The sequence below is a fragment of the Levilactobacillus enshiensis genome (genome assembly GCF_007115095.1).
Taxonomy (GTDB): Bacteria; Bacillota; Bacilli; order Lactobacillales; family Lactobacillaceae; genus Levilactobacillus; species Levilactobacillus enshiensis.
On sequence record NZ_SULH01000001.1, the window covers coordinates 307,279 to 325,793 of the forward strand.

An 18,515-nucleotide genomic window follows, 5' to 3' on the forward strand; every position below is an offset into this window, starting at 1 on the left:
CAACTTTTGACCGAAGTTTAGGAAAACTTTAAGTCGGATTGTCAAATTGTAACCGCTACCTTAGCATTCTTTGGTACACTAGAGCTAAAGGTTGAACGGACCTGATGACGATTTAGGAAAGGTGTGGCGTTAAATGGATAAGCAAGTAACCTTATACGTAGTACGGCATGGTCAAACGTACTTTAACATCTATAATAAGTTGCAGGGATGGAGTAATTCACCGCTGACCGCGGCAGGTATCGCGGACGCTAAGAGTGCCGGTGAACGGCTCAGCGACGTCCAGTTTGCAGCGGCCTACTGCAGTGACACAACTCGGGCGGAACAGACGGCACGGACCATTTTAGCGGCCAATCAGTCCCAACCAGCAGCGCAATTGACCACGGCACCGTTCTTTAGAGAAGAATTTTACGGTTATTATGAAGGGACTGACATGGCACAGGCGTGGTACGTGGCTGGTGCGCCACATGGTGTCCCTACCTTTAAGGACATTGAAGAGAAGTATTCGATCGGCAAGGCCAAGGATTTCTTAAAGGAAGCCGATCCGTTCCACCAGGCTGAAAATAACGCCGAGTATTGGGCACGGGTGGACCAAGGCTTTGACTTGATTCGCCACAATCCGGCGGTTCACGATGGGGATAACGTCTTGATGATCAGTCACGGCAACACGTTGTTGAGTTTGATGGAACGTTATGGCCAAAATCAGTTCGACTTGAGCGTTCGGCCAGCCAATGGGAGCTTGACCAAGCTGTTATTGACACCAGATGACATTCAGGTTCTGAGTTACAATCAAAAAGATTAGAAATGAGGTTGGTTTGATGGAATGTAGAATGGCATGGGGGAAATTAAATCCTTGTTACGACGATGCGTTGGCAATTCGCAAGGAAGTCTTTATCGGTGAACAGGGGATCGACCCGAAAATTGAGTTAGACGGCACCGATGAGGATAAGATGCATTACGTGGGTTACGTGGACGATAAGCCCGTCACGACCGCACGCATTGATATGCTCGGTGGTAACCGGGTCAAGATTCAACGAGTCGCTACGGTGGCCAGTGCTCGTAAGCACGGATACGCCGGAGAATTGATCAAGCAGATCATCAAGGACGCCAAGAGCTCGGATGTCGCGCACATCGAATTGGACGCCCAGTTGACGGCATTAGCGTTCTATGAAGAACTCGGCTTCAAACCAGTGGGGGAACCCTTTGAAGAAGCGGGAATCCAACACCGAACGGTTGCCTATCAGGAAGACTAAATTAGTCGATTGTGCTGAGGTTAATAGTCGACCAATAGTCATTTGGCTCGCAAAGGGCGTCTGGGAGTTTTGACCCAGACGCTCTTTTAGTGCGCAAGGCAGATTGATCACATGGACGAAAGCTGTGCCCAAGGGGTGATTGATGCCCCTCAGAGGTGCGCCTAGCCAGTGAAGGAAGGGTAGCCGCGTAAGTGGTCAGCCAAAATTCGTTGGACAAAAAAACGTTGCGGCAAGTCAATTACTTGCGCGCAACGTGGTAAAATTCAATCGTTCAATTTAATTCATCAGAGGCTGATAATAATGATTAGTCAGCGTCGGTTGCTGCTGACGTGCTGGTACTGGTTGAAACGCGAGCGTAACCAACAGCGTGCCACCATGGGGCATGAACGGCTTCACGAACAACACCGCGGTTTTGGGCATCGATCATCTTGCCATTACCAACGTATAAACCAACGTGAGAAATAGAATACTTGCTACCACCGAAGAAGACCAAATCACCCTTCTTGATGTTCTTATACGTCACGTGCTTCAAAGAGTTGAATTGTGCTTGGGCAGTCCGTGGTAACGTAACGCCAGCACCCTTCTTGTAAACATAGCCGGTAAAGCCAGAGCAATCAAAGGCAGTAGGACCAGTTGCGCCGTAAACGTAACGTGCGCCCATATGCGCCTTGGCAACTTGGTAAATGTTGCTGAAGTCATCTGCAGTAGCGGCTGAAGCAGTAGTCGTCGTTGTTTCGCTGACGGCGAAGAAACCAGTTAAAACTAATGCGAATGTTGCAATTGTCTTGATCACTTTTTTCATTATTATCTAGCACCCCTCATGAATTTTACAAGTACTAGAATACCAATTTAATGTGACAGGAATGTAACAAGCCAGTTGCAGTGGCGTTAAATGTCTTAAACAAAACGTTACTTTTCGCAACAATCCAGCTTAGTTGGCTAGAAACTTGCTATTATCTAACATCAATGGTAACTTATTTAACATAGAATAACGGCTCATTGTTAGTGATGATGGTGAACTGTTCTAAGGGAAGTGGAGGAGTACAAGTTGGCACAATTTACAAATGAAATGCGGCAGTTCTTTGACGTGCAGCGTCTGGTCTTTCGCATTGGGGAACTCTCAGCGATGACGGGGGTCTCGGCTCGGCAACTGCGGTACTGGGAGAAGAAAAAATTAATCACGTCGCAGGAGCGTGAGGACGGTCAGCAAGCGCGCGTCTACACGTTTAAGACGTTTATTGGTGTCTCCATGATCAAATATTTCTTAGATGAGGGCTACACGCTCACAGCTGCCGCCAAGCAAGCGCAGAGTCGTAAAGACCGCATCGCCTATATCCATCGCTTCATCAAGACCGGATTGAAGGGGTTTGCGAAGATCGATGGCCAAATGGCGATCAACTTGGGCGCCTTCGACGAGCAACAGACGTTAATGGCATTGATGCCAACGGATGACGGCCCGGTCACGTACCGGTTGGTTTCGAACGATGAAGCCCACCGCATGACCCAAGCAGAACCTAATTAGACAAAAACGAGGTCCCCAGTTACCGGCAAGGTTCGGTAGTGGGGGCTTTTTATGTGGGGTAAAGTGGCCAGCAAATTAGGCTTTAATTTTCCCTTGAATGTATCTTCCCGATACACTATACTAGGTCAACGGAAAGGAGTTGGCTGGTATGTACGACCTATTCGTTTTAGGTCAATTAATGGATCACACCATGACAGGTTATCAGTTGCGAAAGGCGCTGATGACGGTAGTGGGGCAGGAGCAAACCGTGAGTTATGGTGTACTTTATCCCTTGCTCGAACGGCTAAACGAAGCTGGCGATGTAACCCTGACCACGACGACCGGTCCCCGGACCAAGAAACAGGCAGGCATCACGCCACAGGGACGCCAACATTTCCATGACTTGGTGATAGAACCGGTCGCAATCAATAAGCAGACCCAACTGGTATTTCAGATAAAATGTAACTTTCTGCATCTGCTGGTGGTACCTGAACAGCGGGACGTGCTTCAGGACTTTCAGCGATTCAGCCACTTACAATTGGAAAATCTACAAACAGCGCGTGACTATTTGACGGATCATCCGCGGATGGTGCCAACGGATGTCGCCGATGCATTACAACTGAATCAATTACAACAACTGCGCGCGCAGGCCCAAGCCGATTGGATTGCTGCACGCCTGACAAACTTGCATTAAGGGAGAATAGGGAATATGAACTCAAAGACGTTTGCGGCCGACCCGCAGATTCAAAAGCACCGCTGGTGGATCCTAGTAGCGGTCTGTCTCTTTACATTTATGTCAACATTGGACGCCAGTATCGTTAACATTGCGTTACCGGTGATGAGTCACGATTTAAAAATTCCAATGAATCAGGCGGAGTGGGTGGTCTCAATCTACTTGATTGCCATCTGCGCATTATTGCTATTATTCGGTAAGCTCGGGGATACCCGCGGTAAGATCCGAATCTTCAAAATAGGCTCGTTTCTGTTTGTCTTCGGCTCCTTTCTGAGCGGATTTAGCGTGGGGTTGTCCTTTCTGTTGGGCGCGCGGGTCATTCAATCCGTGGGTGCAGCGATGACGATGGCGACCAACAACGGGATCATTACAGAGGTCTTTCCATTCAAGGAACGTGGTCGAGCGTTGGGGATGATTGGTTCATTCGTTGCGCTCGGGAGTATTGCCGGTCCCGGCATCGGCGGCTTGATTCTAGCGCACCTGAGTTGGGGGTATATCTTCTGGATCAACGTGCCGGTCGGTATTATTGCCATTTTGATTGGGCAGCGCATTCTGCCGCAGGATATTACGGTGAGTGATGAACGAATCGACAAGCCCGGTGCTAGTCTCTTTGCCCTCATCATGATCAGTCTATTTGCGGGCGTTTTCGTGGGCCAAGAGATTGGGTTCACACGTCCCTTGATTCTCGGCCTGTTCGCGGTGGCCATCGTCGCCATCATCTGTTTCGTCCACTTAGAACTGCGCGTGGATAATCCTATCTTGGCGTTGCACTTATTTCAAAATAAGCGGTTCACCATCAGTATTCTCTGTGCATTTTTGATTTTCGTGGCCAATTTCTTTTTCAATGTGATTGCGCCATTCTATTTGGAAAATGCCCGGGGGCTGGCTGCCAACTATGCCGGTTACGCGCTGATGACCTTCCCCGTTGTCCAGGTGGTCGTTGCGCCGATTGCGGGGACGGTCTCCGACAAGATCGGCCCGGAACTACTGACATTTGTTGGCTTGATTCTGATCTCAATCAGTCAGGTGGGCTACATGTTAGCTAATCTGGCAACGCCACTGTGGGTCTTTATGTTCTTCATCGGCCTAGTGGGCTTGGGAAATGGTATCTTCATGGCACCGAACAATTCAATCGTCATGAGCTCCGTGCCGGTCCAAGACCTGGGGGTTGCTGGCGGCATCAATGCCTTAGCCCGCGAATTGGGGATGGTGATCGGTATTTCCATCGCCACGACCGTCTTGTTCTCCGCAATGGGCCATTACGCGGGCCATCACGTGACGGCGTACCTACCGAGTCATCCAGAAATCTTCATCGCCGGGATGCGCGTGGCATTTATGGTCTCGCTGGCCATCTGCTTGGTTGCGACCGTCATTACCGGTTGGCGGCTATTGAAACGCCGGGTGGCTTAAACCAGATGATAGCGACCGCTGGCCATTAATCTAATTTTGAATTTTACTAAAAAAGCAGCGCCACGAGAACGAACTCGTGACGCTGCTTTGGGTCTAAACATGATTAATCTTTAGATTCCGTTGATGTATCACTGTTACTTGGTGTTTCCGTGGGACTTGCCGACGAGACATCGGTTGCCGGTTTCTTGCTCCGACGGGTCCGTGAGCGTGAACGCCGGGAACGGGTTTTACGCCGCTTTCTTCTGTGTGGATTGCGTTTCTTCGGTTTGCCGCTGAAGAATTCGTAAGGCTTCTTGGCGGGTAGCGTTACAGAAAGCTTTCCGAACGAGGCCGCTATGATTGGCAGTGCCAAGTTAAAGATGATGGCCGTTAAGATAGTAATCAACGTGACGGCCGTTAACACTTGGGATTCAGCTGCCAGCAACCCGAGGACACCCGTAATGATAATGAAGAGTGAGTGGCGGGTCGTTTGACCGACTTCCTTGATGCCAGGTAATAACCAGTCTAGCAATGGCGCGTCGTTTAATCGGTAGCTCAGTGCCAGTTGCGTCAATTCAACCACGGCCAGAACGGTCAGTGGGACGAATGCCAACAGCGGTACCTGCCAGTTAAAGACGCCATTCCCCGTTAACCACGTCATTAAGAGGTGGGTCAACTGGTAGCCGGCTAAGCCAGACAAAATGAATGTTAAGAACCAGTAAGTGGATTGAACCAGAGAACGACTGAAGATGATCAGGAGAACTAAGATAATACCAAGGACCAATAGTAAGACGCGTGGTAAGTCGTGTTGGTATTGTGACTGAATGGTTGCAGCGACGACGGGTTGACCAGCAAAGGTCAATTTAGCATCCTTGAGCGAGGTCCCACGAAGTTGTGAAGTGGCGACCGTCTTTAAATGCTTTAACGTCTTCGCTGTGTTCTGAGCATTCGGCTCCTGTTTCAACGTGATGGTCAAGTAGGTTGCCTTGACCTTTTCATCCGTAAAGTTAACCATGGATTGTTGGAAGTCACCACTAGCAATTTGCGTTGGTGAGAGGTAAAGGGACTTGGCTGCCTCGGACGTTTGAAGACCACCTAGATACAGGTAGATGTCATTCAAGGACTTTTGCATGCTAATAACTTGCTTACGGGAACGGTTTAAGCTGCTGTTAACAGCCTTTAAAGTTTCCGCATAGTTACTCAAGTTGGAATGCGCAGCACTAGCATCAGTATTAACGGTGCTGGCATCATTAGACAGTGCGGTCATGGTCGTCAGGGCCGTGTTCAATTCGGTGTTGACCTTGTTTAATTGATTGATGTAGCTGGTAACCTTCTTAGAGGAGCTGCTACTACCAACTGCACTGGAACGGCTCAAAGCCGTTTGTAGTGAAGATTCAAGGGTGCCACTATCACTGACCAAGTTGTTGGTTTGTGAAGTCAGCTTCTTCAACCGTTTGATCTCACTCTTGAGGGTCTTTTGGCGCAGATTGATACTATCTGACTTCAGATCATTACGGACAGTTCCTAATTGGCCAACAACCCCGGTCAAGTTTTCGTTGAGGGAACTGAGTTGGTTAGAAACGTAATACTGCGTAATGGGTTGGCCACCTGGTTGTGTGACGGACGTTACCGAACTGACACCAGGTTGGGCGCGTAACTTTTTGGTTAGATTATCCAATTGGAAGAGTTGATCCTGGTTATCTAATCGTTGATCTGCTTGTACGTAAAGCGTCACTGGCGTTGATTTGCCTTGGCCAAAGTGAGCACTGAGAACCCGAGCACCCTGCACGGCTTGATTATTGGGAATATCTTGGGTGTTATTGTAGTTCAGTTGATTACGGTAAGTGAGTGCAAATGGACCGACAACGAAGAGAACGACCACGATAGCGAGCCACGGTTGCCAGAAACCAAAGCGGGCTAAGTTGTGCCAGAACTTGTGATCCTTGAGCTGGGGCCGGGTCTTCTTAGGCCAGAAGAGGCTGGCACCGAGCATTCCAGAGAAGACAGGTACCAGGCTGACACTGGCAATTCCAGTAATGGCAAAGCCAATGCCGAGCACACCGAAAGCCCGAATCGTGGAGAAATCAAAGAGCATCAGGCTGCCAAAGGCAATGGTTAAGCTCAGGGTACTGATGAGAATGCGGTAGCCCAAGTCGTGAATGACCTTGGACGTGGCTGCCTGACTCTCCATGCCGTCGTCGACTAAGTTCCGCAGTTCTCTAAAGAACCAGAAACTCGTCAGCAGGGTGAAGAGGCTGATTCCGAGTAACAGAAAAATCGGTGTGTACTCAGAATAAGCAAAGTTCCAGTGATAGGCCAGGTTAGTTGCCAGACTAAGTGTTGAAATATAGCTAATTAAAATGGCAAGGAACGTAATAATAGGGGCAATAATTGAGGCAAATAAAATCCCCATGGCAACTAAAGCAATCAATAACGTCATCAAGATAACGATCAACGTAAACGACGAAATGTGTTCATTAGCGGCGTCACTAATAATCTCGGGGCTGGTCACGTAGGTATTGAGGCCAATGGTTGAAATCTGGTTTTTTAACTGTTCGGTAATTTGACGAACAGTTCCCTGATTATGACTAACTGCTAATTGAACCACTTCGGTCGACTTATCCTTTGAGAATAACTGTGGTTTACTGGTTGGCGTGTTGGTCATGGTCGTGATCTTTTGGATGCCATAATAGTTCGACCGTTTTTGTAACTCGGAGACTGATTTGTTCACAGCTGCGAGTTGCTTATTGGTCAAGGCACCTTCCGGATTGTTAAAGACCGCGTTAACGGTGTAGGTTCCGTTTAAATTACGGCCCCAATTGTTTCGAATTTGGGTCGCCTTAACGGGTTGACTCGTATTCGCCAACTGTGGTTGGCCATCGTATTGAATGATGGTACTAACGTTTGGCAAGGTGACGATGGCCGCAAAGACCACGACTAACCAGAATACGAGTGCAAAAATGCGGTTGTGGTGAAGCTTTCTTATCCGTTCTTGCATATGTAATCTGAGTCCTCTCTCTGTAATCAATTTCCCGCCGTGCAAGCAGGGTGTAATCCATGCTTAATTTTACCATAATGACTAGGGTTGGTGCAGATTTCCGATTGATTTAAGAAAGTTTAAGAAACTCTTTAGTTGCCTTAAAAATCTTAACTGGTAGAGTAGAAATACTTGTATCAGACAATTGAGAGGAGCGATTTTCATGGCAAAGCACCATCAAGCTTACCAAAGCCCGTTTGCAGCGATGTTGACGGACCAACGCTACCCGTTTGCAACGAAGCTGGCAACGGCCGCTGGATTAGACCCTAGCCAAGTTATGTTTGCTTACTTACAGATTACGGCGAACGTCCCGGAGACGCTGGCGGCAATACCGAAGCAAAAAGAGATTGATCGCCGTTTTCAGGCATTTTTGGCGGATGCTAAGGCGGCGAATCAGCGGTAGATTTTGTTGAAATTTGCGTGGGAAAATTGAAGCGACACACTGAACGTTTGGCTCGGTGTGTCGCTTTTTGAGTAATTTTGTAGACAGTGTTTTTACTTGAAGAGTAATTGTAGTTTCTTTGTGGGAACAATTAAGTAGTTAATTTTATTGAAAATGCCAGCGATTAGTCACCAAGCGTTATTGAATTTCCGTCATAAGATGTTGAAATAAACCAACCTCACCATTAACCGCCAACTCGTTATCATTGCTGTTAACAAAATTTTCGCGTAAACTAAATTAACTTATTAATAATCAAAGGCGATAAGGAGGATACAGCTTATGTGTACCAGTATTTTACAGATTGCTAAGGATGGCACGCACATTCTGGCGCGAACCATGGATTGGCACGCCCTGTATGTGCAACCGTTATTCGTTCCCCGTGGCTATGAATGGGAGAGCGTCTATGATAACGGTCGGCACGTCAACCGGTATGCCATGATTGGCGGTGGTGGACCGCACGACCACGAAATTGATGTGTCGGACGGTGTCAACGAGATGGGGCTCAGTGTCCAGAAGCTGACCTTTGCCAATGGGTCCCACTTGGTTGACCAACCAACGCCGGGACAGGTCCACTTAGCGCCCTATGAATTTTCCTTTTACCTCTTAGGCCACTACGCATCGGTCGCCGATATTGAAGCACACATTGATGAGATTCAGTTGATGAGTGGCAAGTGGGCCGTAAACAACATCGGCGATTCCGAACTTCACTTTGCGGTGGTCGACCGGACGGGCCGGACGGTGGTGATCGAACCCACGCATTTTCCGATGAAGGTTCGCGAAAATCCGTTGGGGGTGGTCACCAACAGTAAGGACTTCGAACTGCAACTCCAACGGTTGGGCCAGTACGTCAACTATACCGACGACTTTAAGGCGGGGACCCTGCCTGTGAATGCCACGCGGGTGTCTACTGGACGCTTTTCTGGCAAGCCAGTTCCTAGTGGATCATTTACCCCCGGCGGTCGATTCGTGCGGGCGGCGTACTATAAGGAACGTGCAGACTTACCGGCCAATGAAGAAGCGGGCATCATCAGCGCGTGGCATCTCCTGAACACGGTCACGGTGCCGCGGAGCAGTCAGTATCGACCAACGTATTCCGTCTACCGGGCAGCGACCGTCTGTGAGTCCTTGACTTACTATTTCCAACCGTATGACCGGCTGGACGTGGTGCAGTTAAAATTAACGCCAGACATGCTGGACTGGACGGCACCCAAATTTTATCCGGTTGCCAACCACCTGACCGTCACGGCCCTAAATCAGCAGACTGAGCAAGTTGGCGGTGATCAAACCGATCAGTACACCCCGGTGTAAGTTAGGGTGCATGACGATGATGGCTAGAAATTCGCGTGCCCACGCCACGGGGAAGTAGGACCATCGTGTTGGGGCCGGAATGCCGCCGACCTGAATGTGCAGGCTGCTGGCAAGATTGCGGGCGCGAAATAGGTGGTAGCTGTTGGTGACGATGGCAACGCGACCACCCTGTTGTGGCAGTTGTCCCCATAAACGCTGACTGTTGATGAGGTTAGCCCGCGTATTCTGCGACTGACTCTCTTGGATGATTTGTTTGGCGGGAAAGTCGTGCGCCATTAAATAGGCGGCCATCGCGGCGGCTTCACTCATGGTCTCGTCAGGTCCTTGGCCGCCAGCAACGATGATCGTGACGGGATGGTCTTGGCGCCGCGCGACCCGCAAGGCGGTATCCAGACGGGCGGCGAGAATCCGACCAATCTGGTCACCCTGAAGTAGGCCGGCACCGAGGACGACCAGGGTGTCGGCCCGTCGCGTGTGAAACAGGGTGCTCCGGAGTAGGCCAACTAGGCTGGCGCCATAGAGGATGGCGAGGTACACGCTGAAGAGAGGGATGAAGGTCAGCCACGGCCAAAGTGTTTCACTGAACTGACCACGGGTGACGGCAAAGAACCAGCCACCACAGAGCCCGACCCATCCCCAGATACCAGCGACCAGCCAACCGCCTAGGCGTTCCTGTTTACGCACGACCAACTTGGGCGCACCAATCGTTAGAAATAGTGTGAAGAAGCCGCTAAACGCCATGAGCAGCAGAATGATACCCAGACCCCTGGCCAAAATGTGTGACCAGGGGCGTATCGACCAGTGGGCGAGTAAGAGCAAACTTCCAGCCGCAACACAGGTGGCACTGGCACTAAAGAGACCCTGCGGTTGCCAAAATGTTAGTAAAGCAACTAAACAAATTAAGAACAAACTGGCACTGAGTAACATTTTGACACCCCCTTCTAAAGGTTAAGTTTTCTTGAGACTTTACAATTTAAGTTACTTCTTAGTTCATTCTGATTATAATTAATGAGAACTGCTAAAGTTAAGCAATCGGCGAAAGTTTGGTCAATCTAAAATGGGCTGAGCTGGGCACCATAACATGAGTGGTTATCAAATTAATTATAACCGAAATTGGAGGGATCGGGTTGCCAAAGCGTCGGCACTCACGCAAGCGAAATAGTCACCCCGCCACGGCCACCTGGATCTTTGTCTTGGTCTTGTTGGCCTTAGGTGGCGGTTTATTAGTTCGTGGAAAAATTAAAACAGAAATTCAATCGGCTCGTATTGATCAGACAGCGAGTGAATCCTCATCGGGGGAGACCGCGGCTCAACGGAAGTTCATCACTGAGATGGCCAAGCCGGCCGTGCGGGTCTACCGCCAAAACGGGCAGGTTCTACCCAGCATTGTGATTGCGCAGGCTATCTTGGAATCTAGCTGGGGCACCTCGGCACTCTTTCTGCAGGCCAACAACCCATTTGGGGTGAAGGGTAGCTACGATGGACAGTCCAAGCGCTTCCCGACTAATGAGTACGTGAATGGGAAGAAGATTACGATCAACGCTAACTTCAGAGACTATCCCAATTTGACGGCGGCCATTCTCGATCACGATGCCTTGTTGAAGCGCAGCTACTTTAAACAGACGGTCACGGACTATACGGTAGCGGCCAAACTGTTGCAAAATAACGGTTATGCGACGGATCCCCAATATGCCAAGAAGCTGACCAACCTGATTGCAACCTACAACCTGAATCAGTATGATACTTAGGCTGTCAGGCGAGATGGAGCCAGCCGTGAAGGTGGTATTAGCTGGTGTTTTTTCAGTCAGCTTACAACCCGGGCGCTTTTGGAGACACGTGGTTTTCGTGGCTTCAAAGCGAGCGAGAAGACTGGTGTTCTTCCAGGCTGAAGCGTCCCCACAGCAGGCGGAATCCCTGGCAGCCGGAGTGCGCCAGATTTAGACTAATTTAATGGTGCCTTACTACTAGATTTAATCTTTCAGCCTTTAGTCGTGGTCTAAAACGTAAAAACAAAGAACCCTCGTCCAACTGTGAAGCACGGTTGGACGGGGGTTCTTTAGTGGTCAAAGGTTGCAACCGGGCAATCTTGACGCTGAGCGGTGAATCTTCCCTACGGCAGGCAGAATCAGAAATCCTGAACAGCCGGCCGTGGTTCACTCAAATTTACTTTTCATTGTAGTTAATGGCCAACTGATACAGGGTCTTAGCCAAGGAATTCAAAGACTTGGTTGGACTTTGATTGGCGAAAAGAATCACGCCAGATTTGTTGCCCTCGGAGCCGTACAGGATGGTTTGATAGCCGGCACCGGATAAGCCACCGCGAACCCGCTTCATGCCAGATTCGTGGTAAAGGCCACCGGCGTAGCTTAATTTGTAGTCGTTGCTGAGGTCATAGTACTGTGTCTTGGTCAAGATTTTGCCGTTACGCAGTCCCTTTTGAATCGTGTAGTAGTCCTCTGGGGTAGCGTAGTAGTTCCCAGCGCCGAGCAAAGAAGACATCAGGTTTTGTGAAACACCGTTGGCCGTGTAATCCTGACCATTGGTGTAACTATACCCGTTGGCTACAGTCTGACCAGTGGGTAAATTGTTCCAACTGTAAGTGTTAGTCAGCTTGAGTGGCTGAATGATCCGCGATTGAACCAACTGGTCGTACGTTTGACCGGTAACTTTTGAGGCGATACCGGCTAGCAACGTGTAGTTGGCGTTGGTGTAGTCGAAGGATTGGTTGTTGCTAACGGATAATTGACTAAGGGTGTAATTTATTTCGGAAGCTTGCGTAGTCAACAGTGTTGTCGGCGTGGTTTCTCCCATGTCGATTCCGGAGCGATGATTCAAGAGTTGCCGGATCGTGATGTTGCCACTGTTTTTGACGCTCGGATAATACTTGCTGAGCTTGTCGGTTAAGGCGAGCTTATTGTTGGCAGCGAGTTGCTCGATGATGGCCCCCGTCATCACCTTTTGCAGTGACGCGATTGGGAAGAGGGTGCTAGCGTCGTTAGCTGTTTTGGTGCTGGCATTGGCATAGCCAACGTTGACTAGGCTAGCACCAGTTGCGTAGCTGTTGAACAGCATGGCGCGGCCTTGGAAGTGGGCGTTTTGTAAAAGTACCGCCGCATTTTGTGAACGGGTAAAGGTTTGCAGAGCATTTTGATTGACCCAGCCAATCGTTTTTCCGTACCAAGAAAACTTCACATAGGTCGAGCCATCGGATAACTTAGCCGTCTGACTGACCCGGACAAACCGGTGTTGCCAGTTCTTACCGCTGGCATCACGCGTCTTAGCGGAACGTTGCGTGTAGTACGGTGCGTAGTAATAGATGCCGTCGTTACGGGTGTTCTGGTTCACAAAACGAGCATTGTAATCAGTCTTTTTAGTACTGGTAATGGTCGTGTAGCTACGAGCATACGCGGGGTGTGCAGGGAAGAAGCTGCCGACTAACAAGACGGTTCCTAAAAGTAACAATAGTTTTTTCACAATAATCATCCATTTCCCCTTAAGTTATCTTCAATCTTAACGCGCTTTAGTTGCATCGAGGTAACAGAGATGTAGCGATTCGGTAACATTTGCAATAACTTAAGTTGTAAAACGACGAATTCAGTTAACTAACCTTTTGAATGGTTGTGCGCTATACTAAATAAATGGGTCGTAAGTTCGTCGTTAGTATGTTAAACTGACTCAAAATAAATTGTCTTATACTGAGGAGCTGAAGTAAGCGTTGTTACATTTTCTTGGCCAGTTATACGGGCCATTCTTTGACTTACACAATTGGGAAACGGTCATTTCTTCGGGAAATGATTGGCTGATTATCTTCTCATTAGTGATGATCGAGTGCCTCCTGTCTGTGGATAATGCTGTGGTATTGGCTGCTCAGACGCAGTCCCTTCCTTCTCAAAAAGAACGAGAGAAGTCGTTGTTCTATGGAATCTGGGGCGCGTACATTTTTCGCTTCATCATCATCGGGTTAGGAACCTACCTGATTCATTTCTGGGAGATCAAGGTCATCGGGGCACTTTACCTCGCCTATCTGGTGCTCCAATTCTTTACGAAGACCCGAGTCAAGCACACACGGAAACTAGTGAGTGACAAGAAAAAACGGATTCTGCCCCTCTTTTGGTCAGTCGTGATGCAGATTGAAATGATGGACATCATTTTCTCCGTTGATTCCGTTTTAGCCTCGTTGGCAATTTCCAGCAATCCAGTCATCGTCTTAATTGGGGGACTGATCGGAATTCTCGCGATGCGGGGTGTGGCTGAGGTCATCATGAGACTGATGCAACGTATTCCGGAATTGGAGCCCATGGCGTATATTTTGATTGGGTTGATTGCAGTGAAGTTGTTCATCTCCATCCCAGCTATTGATATCGAAATTCCAGCAACGCTATTCGGAATCGTTGTGGTTGGTGCGATTATTGTGACGCTGATTATTCACGTCATTCGTAAGCGACGGCGAAAAGTAACAACGCCAAGTGCAGTTAACATAAAGAAATCTTCTAAATCAACTGAATCATAAGCTAAAAATATGGGACCAAGGGCAGACAAAATTGCCTTTGGTCCCATATTTAGTGATGACTAGGGTTGAAAGCCTCAAAGTATGGGTCCATGCCTGTTCTACCAACAACAGTAGCCCTAAAAGTAGGCGACATAGTGGTTGATTCGCCTTACCGGCCGGCAGATATGGGCTGGATCGGTGCGAACACAACTTGAAGCCTCGAAAGAGCCGAGTCTACAAGCTTGGTTTTCTACTAAGCCAGTAAGAAAATCACTTACTGACTAAGTAGAACGACGCGCCTGAGCTCATATCTGCCGACCTCTCGGCTGACGTTGTGAGCTCAGACAACTCTGAGAATAACCATAACGGTCGTTATCCATTGGATTCAAAAATGCCAGGTAGTTGTAGTCTACAGCCGTTGTCTTGGTAGAACGCCGTCAGCGCCGGAGGAGGCCAGGGATGGAGCCAGCCGTGAAAGTGGTGTTAGCTGGCGATTTTTTCCAGCCGGCTTACAGCACGGGCGACTTTGGAGACACGTGTTCTTCGTGGCTTCAAATCGAGTGAGAAGACTGGTGGTATTCCGGGCTGAAGCGTCCCCACAGCAGGCGGAATCCCTGGCAGCCGGAGTGCGCCTAATTTAACGGTGCGACTGCTTACCCATACTGAGATGAGACCTGAATTTTATTTTTTAACTAGTTATTACTCCACTTGATCATTTATACCGCGTGGTTATCTCCTATATTTTTCGGCAAGTGGGACGGGTATACTAGAAGCCGAGGAGGAGATTACATGCAAATACGATTGAAGTGGTGGCTGACCGCGCTCGTGGGATTAGTCACAGTTGGTGTCGGGGGACCAGTTGCCAACGCAGCTAGCACAGATAAGACTTACCTAGCGGGGGATGTTAGCTATGTTCGGACGAAGCGGGCGATGTTTGTGGGGATTTCTAAAAAAGTCAACGGCCAGTATCACGCTGTCAAGGTCAAGAAGAATACGTTACTCTATGTTGAGGGGACTTCAGCAGATCATTCGGGGGTCAAGGCAGCCTTTTCGTACGGTGTCGTCAATTACAACCGCGCTCAGACGTTGAAGTATAAAAATGGGATGACCATTCCCTTTACCAAGGCCAACTTTAAACCGGTTCGTCTCAAGGCGCCAATTCGTACGCAGATTTTTTTGGCGGGCAAGGGATTTACGGCTAACGCGGCCAACACCAATGCTGCACCAACAGCGGGCTTCTTTTTAACGCTGGACAACTATCTGCAGTTCTATGAGCGATCTGCGATGGCCAAGAATGATTTCCTGTTTGGCTCGCGCAGGGCAACGACTAATCGGGTCTACAAGCCAACACAGACTGTCAAAACGACTAAGGTGACGGTCAAAGGGAACACGACGACGGTTTACTATCAGCAACCGGTCAAGGGATTACCTAATCAGAAAATCAGTCAGGGCCACTACCGCCTGAAAATTACGAACCAAAAGACGATGGGGCAGTTGGGGATTCAACTCGTCGATGGCAGCTACGCCCAAAATGCCACTTGGACCAACTATACCGTTAATGGTAAGCCATACCACTTTGGTGAGGTAGAATCAGCTGATAACTAGGTGGTCCTTTAGGGCCAAACCAAATGAAATGTAAATGCTAGCGGCCGTGAGCGATTGCGGTCGCTTTTTGCTGCCAGTAGAAGTCTTCTCAGCCGTGCTGTGTCTGGTAGGGATGTATCCATCACTTAGTTTCAGGGGAATCCAGCTGGCCGATTCAACGTCTTAACGTGCGGGGCGTTAGGTAGTCGTGCTATGATAACTTTAACGAGTAATGGGAGGTTTTGCTGATGCAAATTGGATTTATTGGAACCGGTGTCATGGGCACTGGGATTGTTGCGAATTTACTGAAGGCTGGGCAACAGGTAGTCGTTTATAACCGTACCAAGGCGCACGCCCAAACCGTGTTGGCTGCAGGGGCAACTTGGGCGGAAACGCCTCAAGCCGTTGCGGCACAGGCAGATGTGGTCATGACCATGGTGGGCTATCCGAGCGATGTGGAAGAAGTCTATACCGGTGATAAGGGGATTTTTGCTGGCATTAAGCCGGGAAGTATCGTGGTCGACATGACGACCAGCACCCCCTCATTGGCAGTCAAATTAACCCAGGTTGCGCACGACCATCAGGTTCAGGCGCTGGATGCGCCAGTGTCCGGTGGGGATGTTGGGGCTAAAAATGCGACACTGACGGTAATGGTCGGTGGCGACAAGCCCGCTTATGATCAGTTGTTGCCAGTCTTCCAGCAGTTAGGGCAACGCGTGGCTTATTTTGGAGCCGCTGGTAAGGGCCAACATACCAAGATGGCAAATCAGATTATGATTGCTGGGACCATGACGGGCCTAACGGAAATGTTGGTCTATGCTAAGGCGGCCGGGTTAGACCTACCACAGGTATTGGCAACATTAAGCAGTGGTGGCGCCGACAACTGGAGCATGGACAATTACGTTCCCCGGATTTTGAAGGGCGACTACACGCCAGGGTTCTTTGCGAAGCACTTCCTAAAGGATCTGCGGATTGCCTTACAAGAGGCCGACAAAATGAATCTCGATCTGCCGGCGACCAAGCAGGCGAAACTCTTGTACGAAGCCATGGTTGATGACTTTGGTTTAGGCAATGACGGAACGCAAGGACTGATCAAGACTTACGAGTAACAGATTGAAAAAATAGCTGCTAGGCGTGATGTGATAGGTGACAGTCTTATCGCCAAATCCAAAGTGGAATGTCATGGGATGACGATAAAACCTGAGAAGCGGTCTTGAGCCTCGCTTTGCGTCGGAACAGTCACCGGCACGAGCAACTGCCAAACAACTAGAAATGAGGGATTAAGTTGCGGTTCAAAGCGTATTTACGAGGGTTGATTCCTTGTTTAGTTTGGGTAATTATCTTCAGCGTGTCGGTTAGTCGTGGGTCGGCGAAGCTGGTGTTCTCATGGTGGACGGTGTACGTGATTGTGAGTTATGTCCTCTGCTTTCCGCGAGGCTACCGGTGGCTAATGGGGCGCATGCAGCGGGAGAAGACGCCCCAAAAACCAATGAAAAATGCGGATCAGGAAGCATTACGCTTAGGGGCGACATATGCGAATACTGGTAAATTTGGAACCGCACGACTTGGCGACGCTAACGGCAAGGAAAGCTGGCTAACGCGGACAGGCACGAACTTAGTGGTTTGGTTGTTCTTGGTGATTGCGGGGCCACTAGTGTTAGGACTTAGTTATTTAACTAAAGGTTGAAATGAAAGTTTCAAAGTATGGCCCATGCTTGTTCTAGCAACAATAGTGGTTGAGTCGCCTTACCGGCCGGCAGATATGGGCTGGATCGGTGCGAACACAACTTGAAGCCTCGAAGGTCACGAGTCTACAAGCTTGGTTTTCTACTAAGCCAGTAAGAAGATCACTTACTGACTAAGTAGAACGACGCGCCTGAGCCCATATCTGCCGACCTCTCGGCTTACATTGTGCTCTCAGACGACAAGAATAACCCATAACCAACTGTTATTGACTGGACCAAAACCGTTAAGTAACTGTGGTCTACAGCCGTTTACCTGATAAAACGTAGTCAGCGTTGGAGGAGGCCAGGGCTGGAGCCGGCCGTGAAAGTGGTGTTAGCTGGCTACGAATTTTTAGCCAGCTTACAGCACGGGCGACTTTGGAGACACGTGCTCTTCGTGGCTTCAAATCGAGCGAGAAGACTGGTGTTCTTCCAGTCTGAAGCGTCCCCACAGCAGGTGGAATCCCTGGCAGCCGGAGTGCGCCCAATTTGGACTAATTTAACGGTGCGACTGTTTTACCCATACTGAAATACCAAAAAAGACGTTACCGAGTGGCCGGGAATCGGCAGTTCGGTAACGTCTTTTTGACTGGTGTTTGGTTACATTTGCGAGTTGTGTGACAAGTTCTTTTTCAACGTCACCACGGGGGCGCCATCTTCGTTGAACGGTTCGCCGACAATGTGGTAGCCACAGCGTTCGTAGAAGGTCTTGGCCGTGAGTTCGCCGTCGATGACGCCACTGGTAAAACCATGCGTTTTCGCCCAGTCTTCGCCGGCTTGCAGCACCTGACGACCGATGCCTTGGCCACGAGCAGCTTGACTGGTGCAGACACGACCAAAGCGCATTTCGATGTCAGACTGGGGTTCTAACCGGAGGGTTCCCACTGGTAATTCGGGACGTTGGTATGCCACCACGTAGAGTCGTTCCGGGGTATCGCGGTCATCGAATTCCACGTCACGCGGGATGCCCCGTTCGGTCACGAAGGTTGCTTGGCGCAGGGAAAGGGCAGCTGCTCGATTATAGGGCGCATTTGAAATGACAATTTCCATGGGCGCGC

17 protein-coding genes are annotated in these 18,515 nt (G+C 49.4%); 12 read left to right on the plus strand and 5 right to left on the minus strand.

The window, feature by feature from the left end; translation table 11 throughout:
• The first annotated feature begins 133 nt into the window (after window positions 1-133).
• Together FAY32_RS01445 and FAY32_RS01450 are read left to right on the plus strand one after the other, a co-directional pair.
• A complete protein-coding gene (locus FAY32_RS01445) occupies window positions 134-799 on the plus strand; it encodes a histidine phosphatase family protein (RefSeq protein WP_143461589.1) in 666 nt (221 codons plus the stop codon).
• 16 nt (window positions 800-815) lie between these two features.
• Window positions 816-1,250, plus strand: a complete 435-nt coding sequence (locus FAY32_RS01450) for a GNAT family N-acetyltransferase (RefSeq protein WP_143461591.1) — start codon at window positions 816-818, stop codon at window positions 1,248-1,250.
• Between the two features lie 304 nt (window positions 1,251-1,554).
• Here the strand turns inward: FAY32_RS01450 and FAY32_RS01455 are convergent, their stop codons facing one another.
• Window positions 1,555-2,052 (minus strand): C40 family peptidase, encoded by a 498-nt coding sequence (locus FAY32_RS01455; protein ID WP_143461593.1) that lies wholly within the window; start codon window positions 2,050-2,052, stop codon window positions 1,555-1,557.
• Window positions 2,053-2,298: 246 nt separating this feature from the next.
• Between FAY32_RS01455 and FAY32_RS01460 the strand changes: the two genes are divergently transcribed.
• The 3 genes from FAY32_RS01460 (at window position 2,299) to FAY32_RS01470 (ending at window position 4,894) form a co-directional block, all read left to right on the plus strand.
• Window positions 2,299-2,772 (plus strand): MerR family transcriptional regulator, encoded by a 474-nt coding sequence (locus FAY32_RS01460; RefSeq protein WP_143461595.1) that lies wholly within the window; start codon window positions 2,299-2,301, stop codon window positions 2,770-2,772.
• A 148-nt stretch (window positions 2,773-2,920) separates the two neighbouring features.
• Entirely contained in the window at window positions 2,921-3,445 is a 525-nt protein-coding gene (locus FAY32_RS01465; protein ID WP_143461597.1) for a PadR family transcriptional regulator, read from the plus strand.
• Between the two features lie 15 nt (window positions 3,446-3,460).
• Complete coding sequence (locus FAY32_RS01470; RefSeq protein ID WP_143461599.1) at window positions 3,461-4,894, plus strand: MFS transporter; 1,434 nt, start codon at window positions 3,461-3,463, stop codon at window positions 4,892-4,894.
• 103 nt (window positions 4,895-4,997) lie between these two features.
• On the opposite strand, the gene FAY32_RS01475 is transcribed toward FAY32_RS01470, so the two are convergent.
• A complete protein-coding gene (locus tag FAY32_RS01475) occupies window positions 4,998-7,871 on the minus strand; it encodes an MMPL family transporter (RefSeq protein ID WP_143461600.1) in 2,874 nt (957 codons plus the stop codon).
• A 202-nt stretch (window positions 7,872-8,073) separates the two neighbouring features.
• On the opposite strand from FAY32_RS01475, the gene FAY32_RS01480 reads away from it, so the two are divergent.
• Window positions 8,074-8,313, plus strand: a complete 240-nt coding sequence (locus FAY32_RS01480; RefSeq protein ID WP_143461602.1) for a hypothetical protein — start codon at window positions 8,074-8,076, stop codon at window positions 8,311-8,313.
• A gap of 318 nt (window positions 8,314-8,631) precedes the next feature.
• Window positions 8,632-9,660, plus strand: coding sequence for a linear amide C-N hydrolase (locus FAY32_RS01485; protein ID WP_143461604.1), 1,029 nt, complete (start codon window positions 8,632-8,634; stop codon window positions 9,658-9,660).
• Here the strand turns inward: FAY32_RS01485 and FAY32_RS01490 are convergent.
• Complete coding sequence (locus FAY32_RS01490; protein WP_143461605.1) at window positions 9,601-10,587, minus strand: YdcF family protein; 987 nt, start codon at window positions 10,585-10,587, stop codon at window positions 9,601-9,603. The genes FAY32_RS01485 and FAY32_RS01490 overlap by 60 nt on opposite strands.
• Window positions 10,588-10,787: 200 nt before the next feature.
• Here FAY32_RS01490 and FAY32_RS01495 point away from each other — a divergent pair, with 200 nt between their 5' ends.
• Window positions 10,788-11,408: a glycoside hydrolase family 73 protein gene (locus FAY32_RS01495; protein WP_143461607.1), complete on the plus strand. Its 621-nt coding sequence runs from the start codon at window positions 10,788-10,790 to the stop codon at window positions 11,406-11,408.
• Window positions 11,409-11,823: 415 nt separating this feature from the next.
• Here FAY32_RS01495 and FAY32_RS01500 read toward each other — a convergent pair whose 3' ends face one another.
• Window positions 11,824-13,143: a class A beta-lactamase-related serine hydrolase gene (locus FAY32_RS01500; RefSeq protein ID WP_225428264.1), complete on the minus strand. Its 1,320-nt coding sequence runs from the start codon at window positions 13,141-13,143 to the stop codon at window positions 11,824-11,826.
• A 232-nt stretch (window positions 13,144-13,375) separates the two neighbouring features.
• Between FAY32_RS01500 and FAY32_RS01505 the strand changes: the two genes are divergently transcribed.
• The 4 genes from FAY32_RS01505 to FAY32_RS01520 all read left to right on the plus strand — a co-directional run bounded on the left by FAY32_RS01505 (window position 13,376) and on the right by FAY32_RS01520 (window position 17,420).
• Window positions 13,376-14,170, plus strand: a complete 795-nt coding sequence (locus FAY32_RS01505; protein WP_143461610.1) for a TerC family protein — start codon at window positions 13,376-13,378, stop codon at window positions 14,168-14,170.
• Window positions 14,171-14,938: 768 nt separating this feature from the next.
• On the plus strand, window positions 14,939-15,754 hold the full coding sequence (locus FAY32_RS01510; protein WP_143461612.1) for a hypothetical protein: 816 nt from the start codon (window positions 14,939-14,941) through the stop codon (window positions 15,752-15,754).
• Between the two features lie 227 nt (window positions 15,755-15,981).
• Window positions 15,982-16,842, plus strand: a complete 861-nt coding sequence (locus tag FAY32_RS01515) for an NAD(P)-dependent oxidoreductase (protein ID WP_143461614.1) — start codon at window positions 15,982-15,984, stop codon at window positions 16,840-16,842.
• A gap of 176 nt (window positions 16,843-17,018) precedes the next feature.
• The gene (locus FAY32_RS01520) at window positions 17,019-17,420 is read left to right on the plus strand and encodes a hypothetical protein (protein WP_143461616.1); all 402 of its coding nucleotides are present in this window, start codon (window positions 17,019-17,021) and stop codon (window positions 17,418-17,420) included.
• Between the two features lie 637 nt (window positions 17,421-18,057).
• Here FAY32_RS01520 and FAY32_RS01525 read toward each other — a convergent pair.
• The gene (locus FAY32_RS01525) at window positions 18,058-18,507 is read right to left on the minus strand and encodes a GNAT family N-acetyltransferase (protein ID WP_143461618.1); all 450 of its coding nucleotides are present in this window, start codon (window positions 18,505-18,507) and stop codon (window positions 18,058-18,060) included.
• Between the last annotated feature and the right edge of the window lie 8 nt (window positions 18,508-18,515).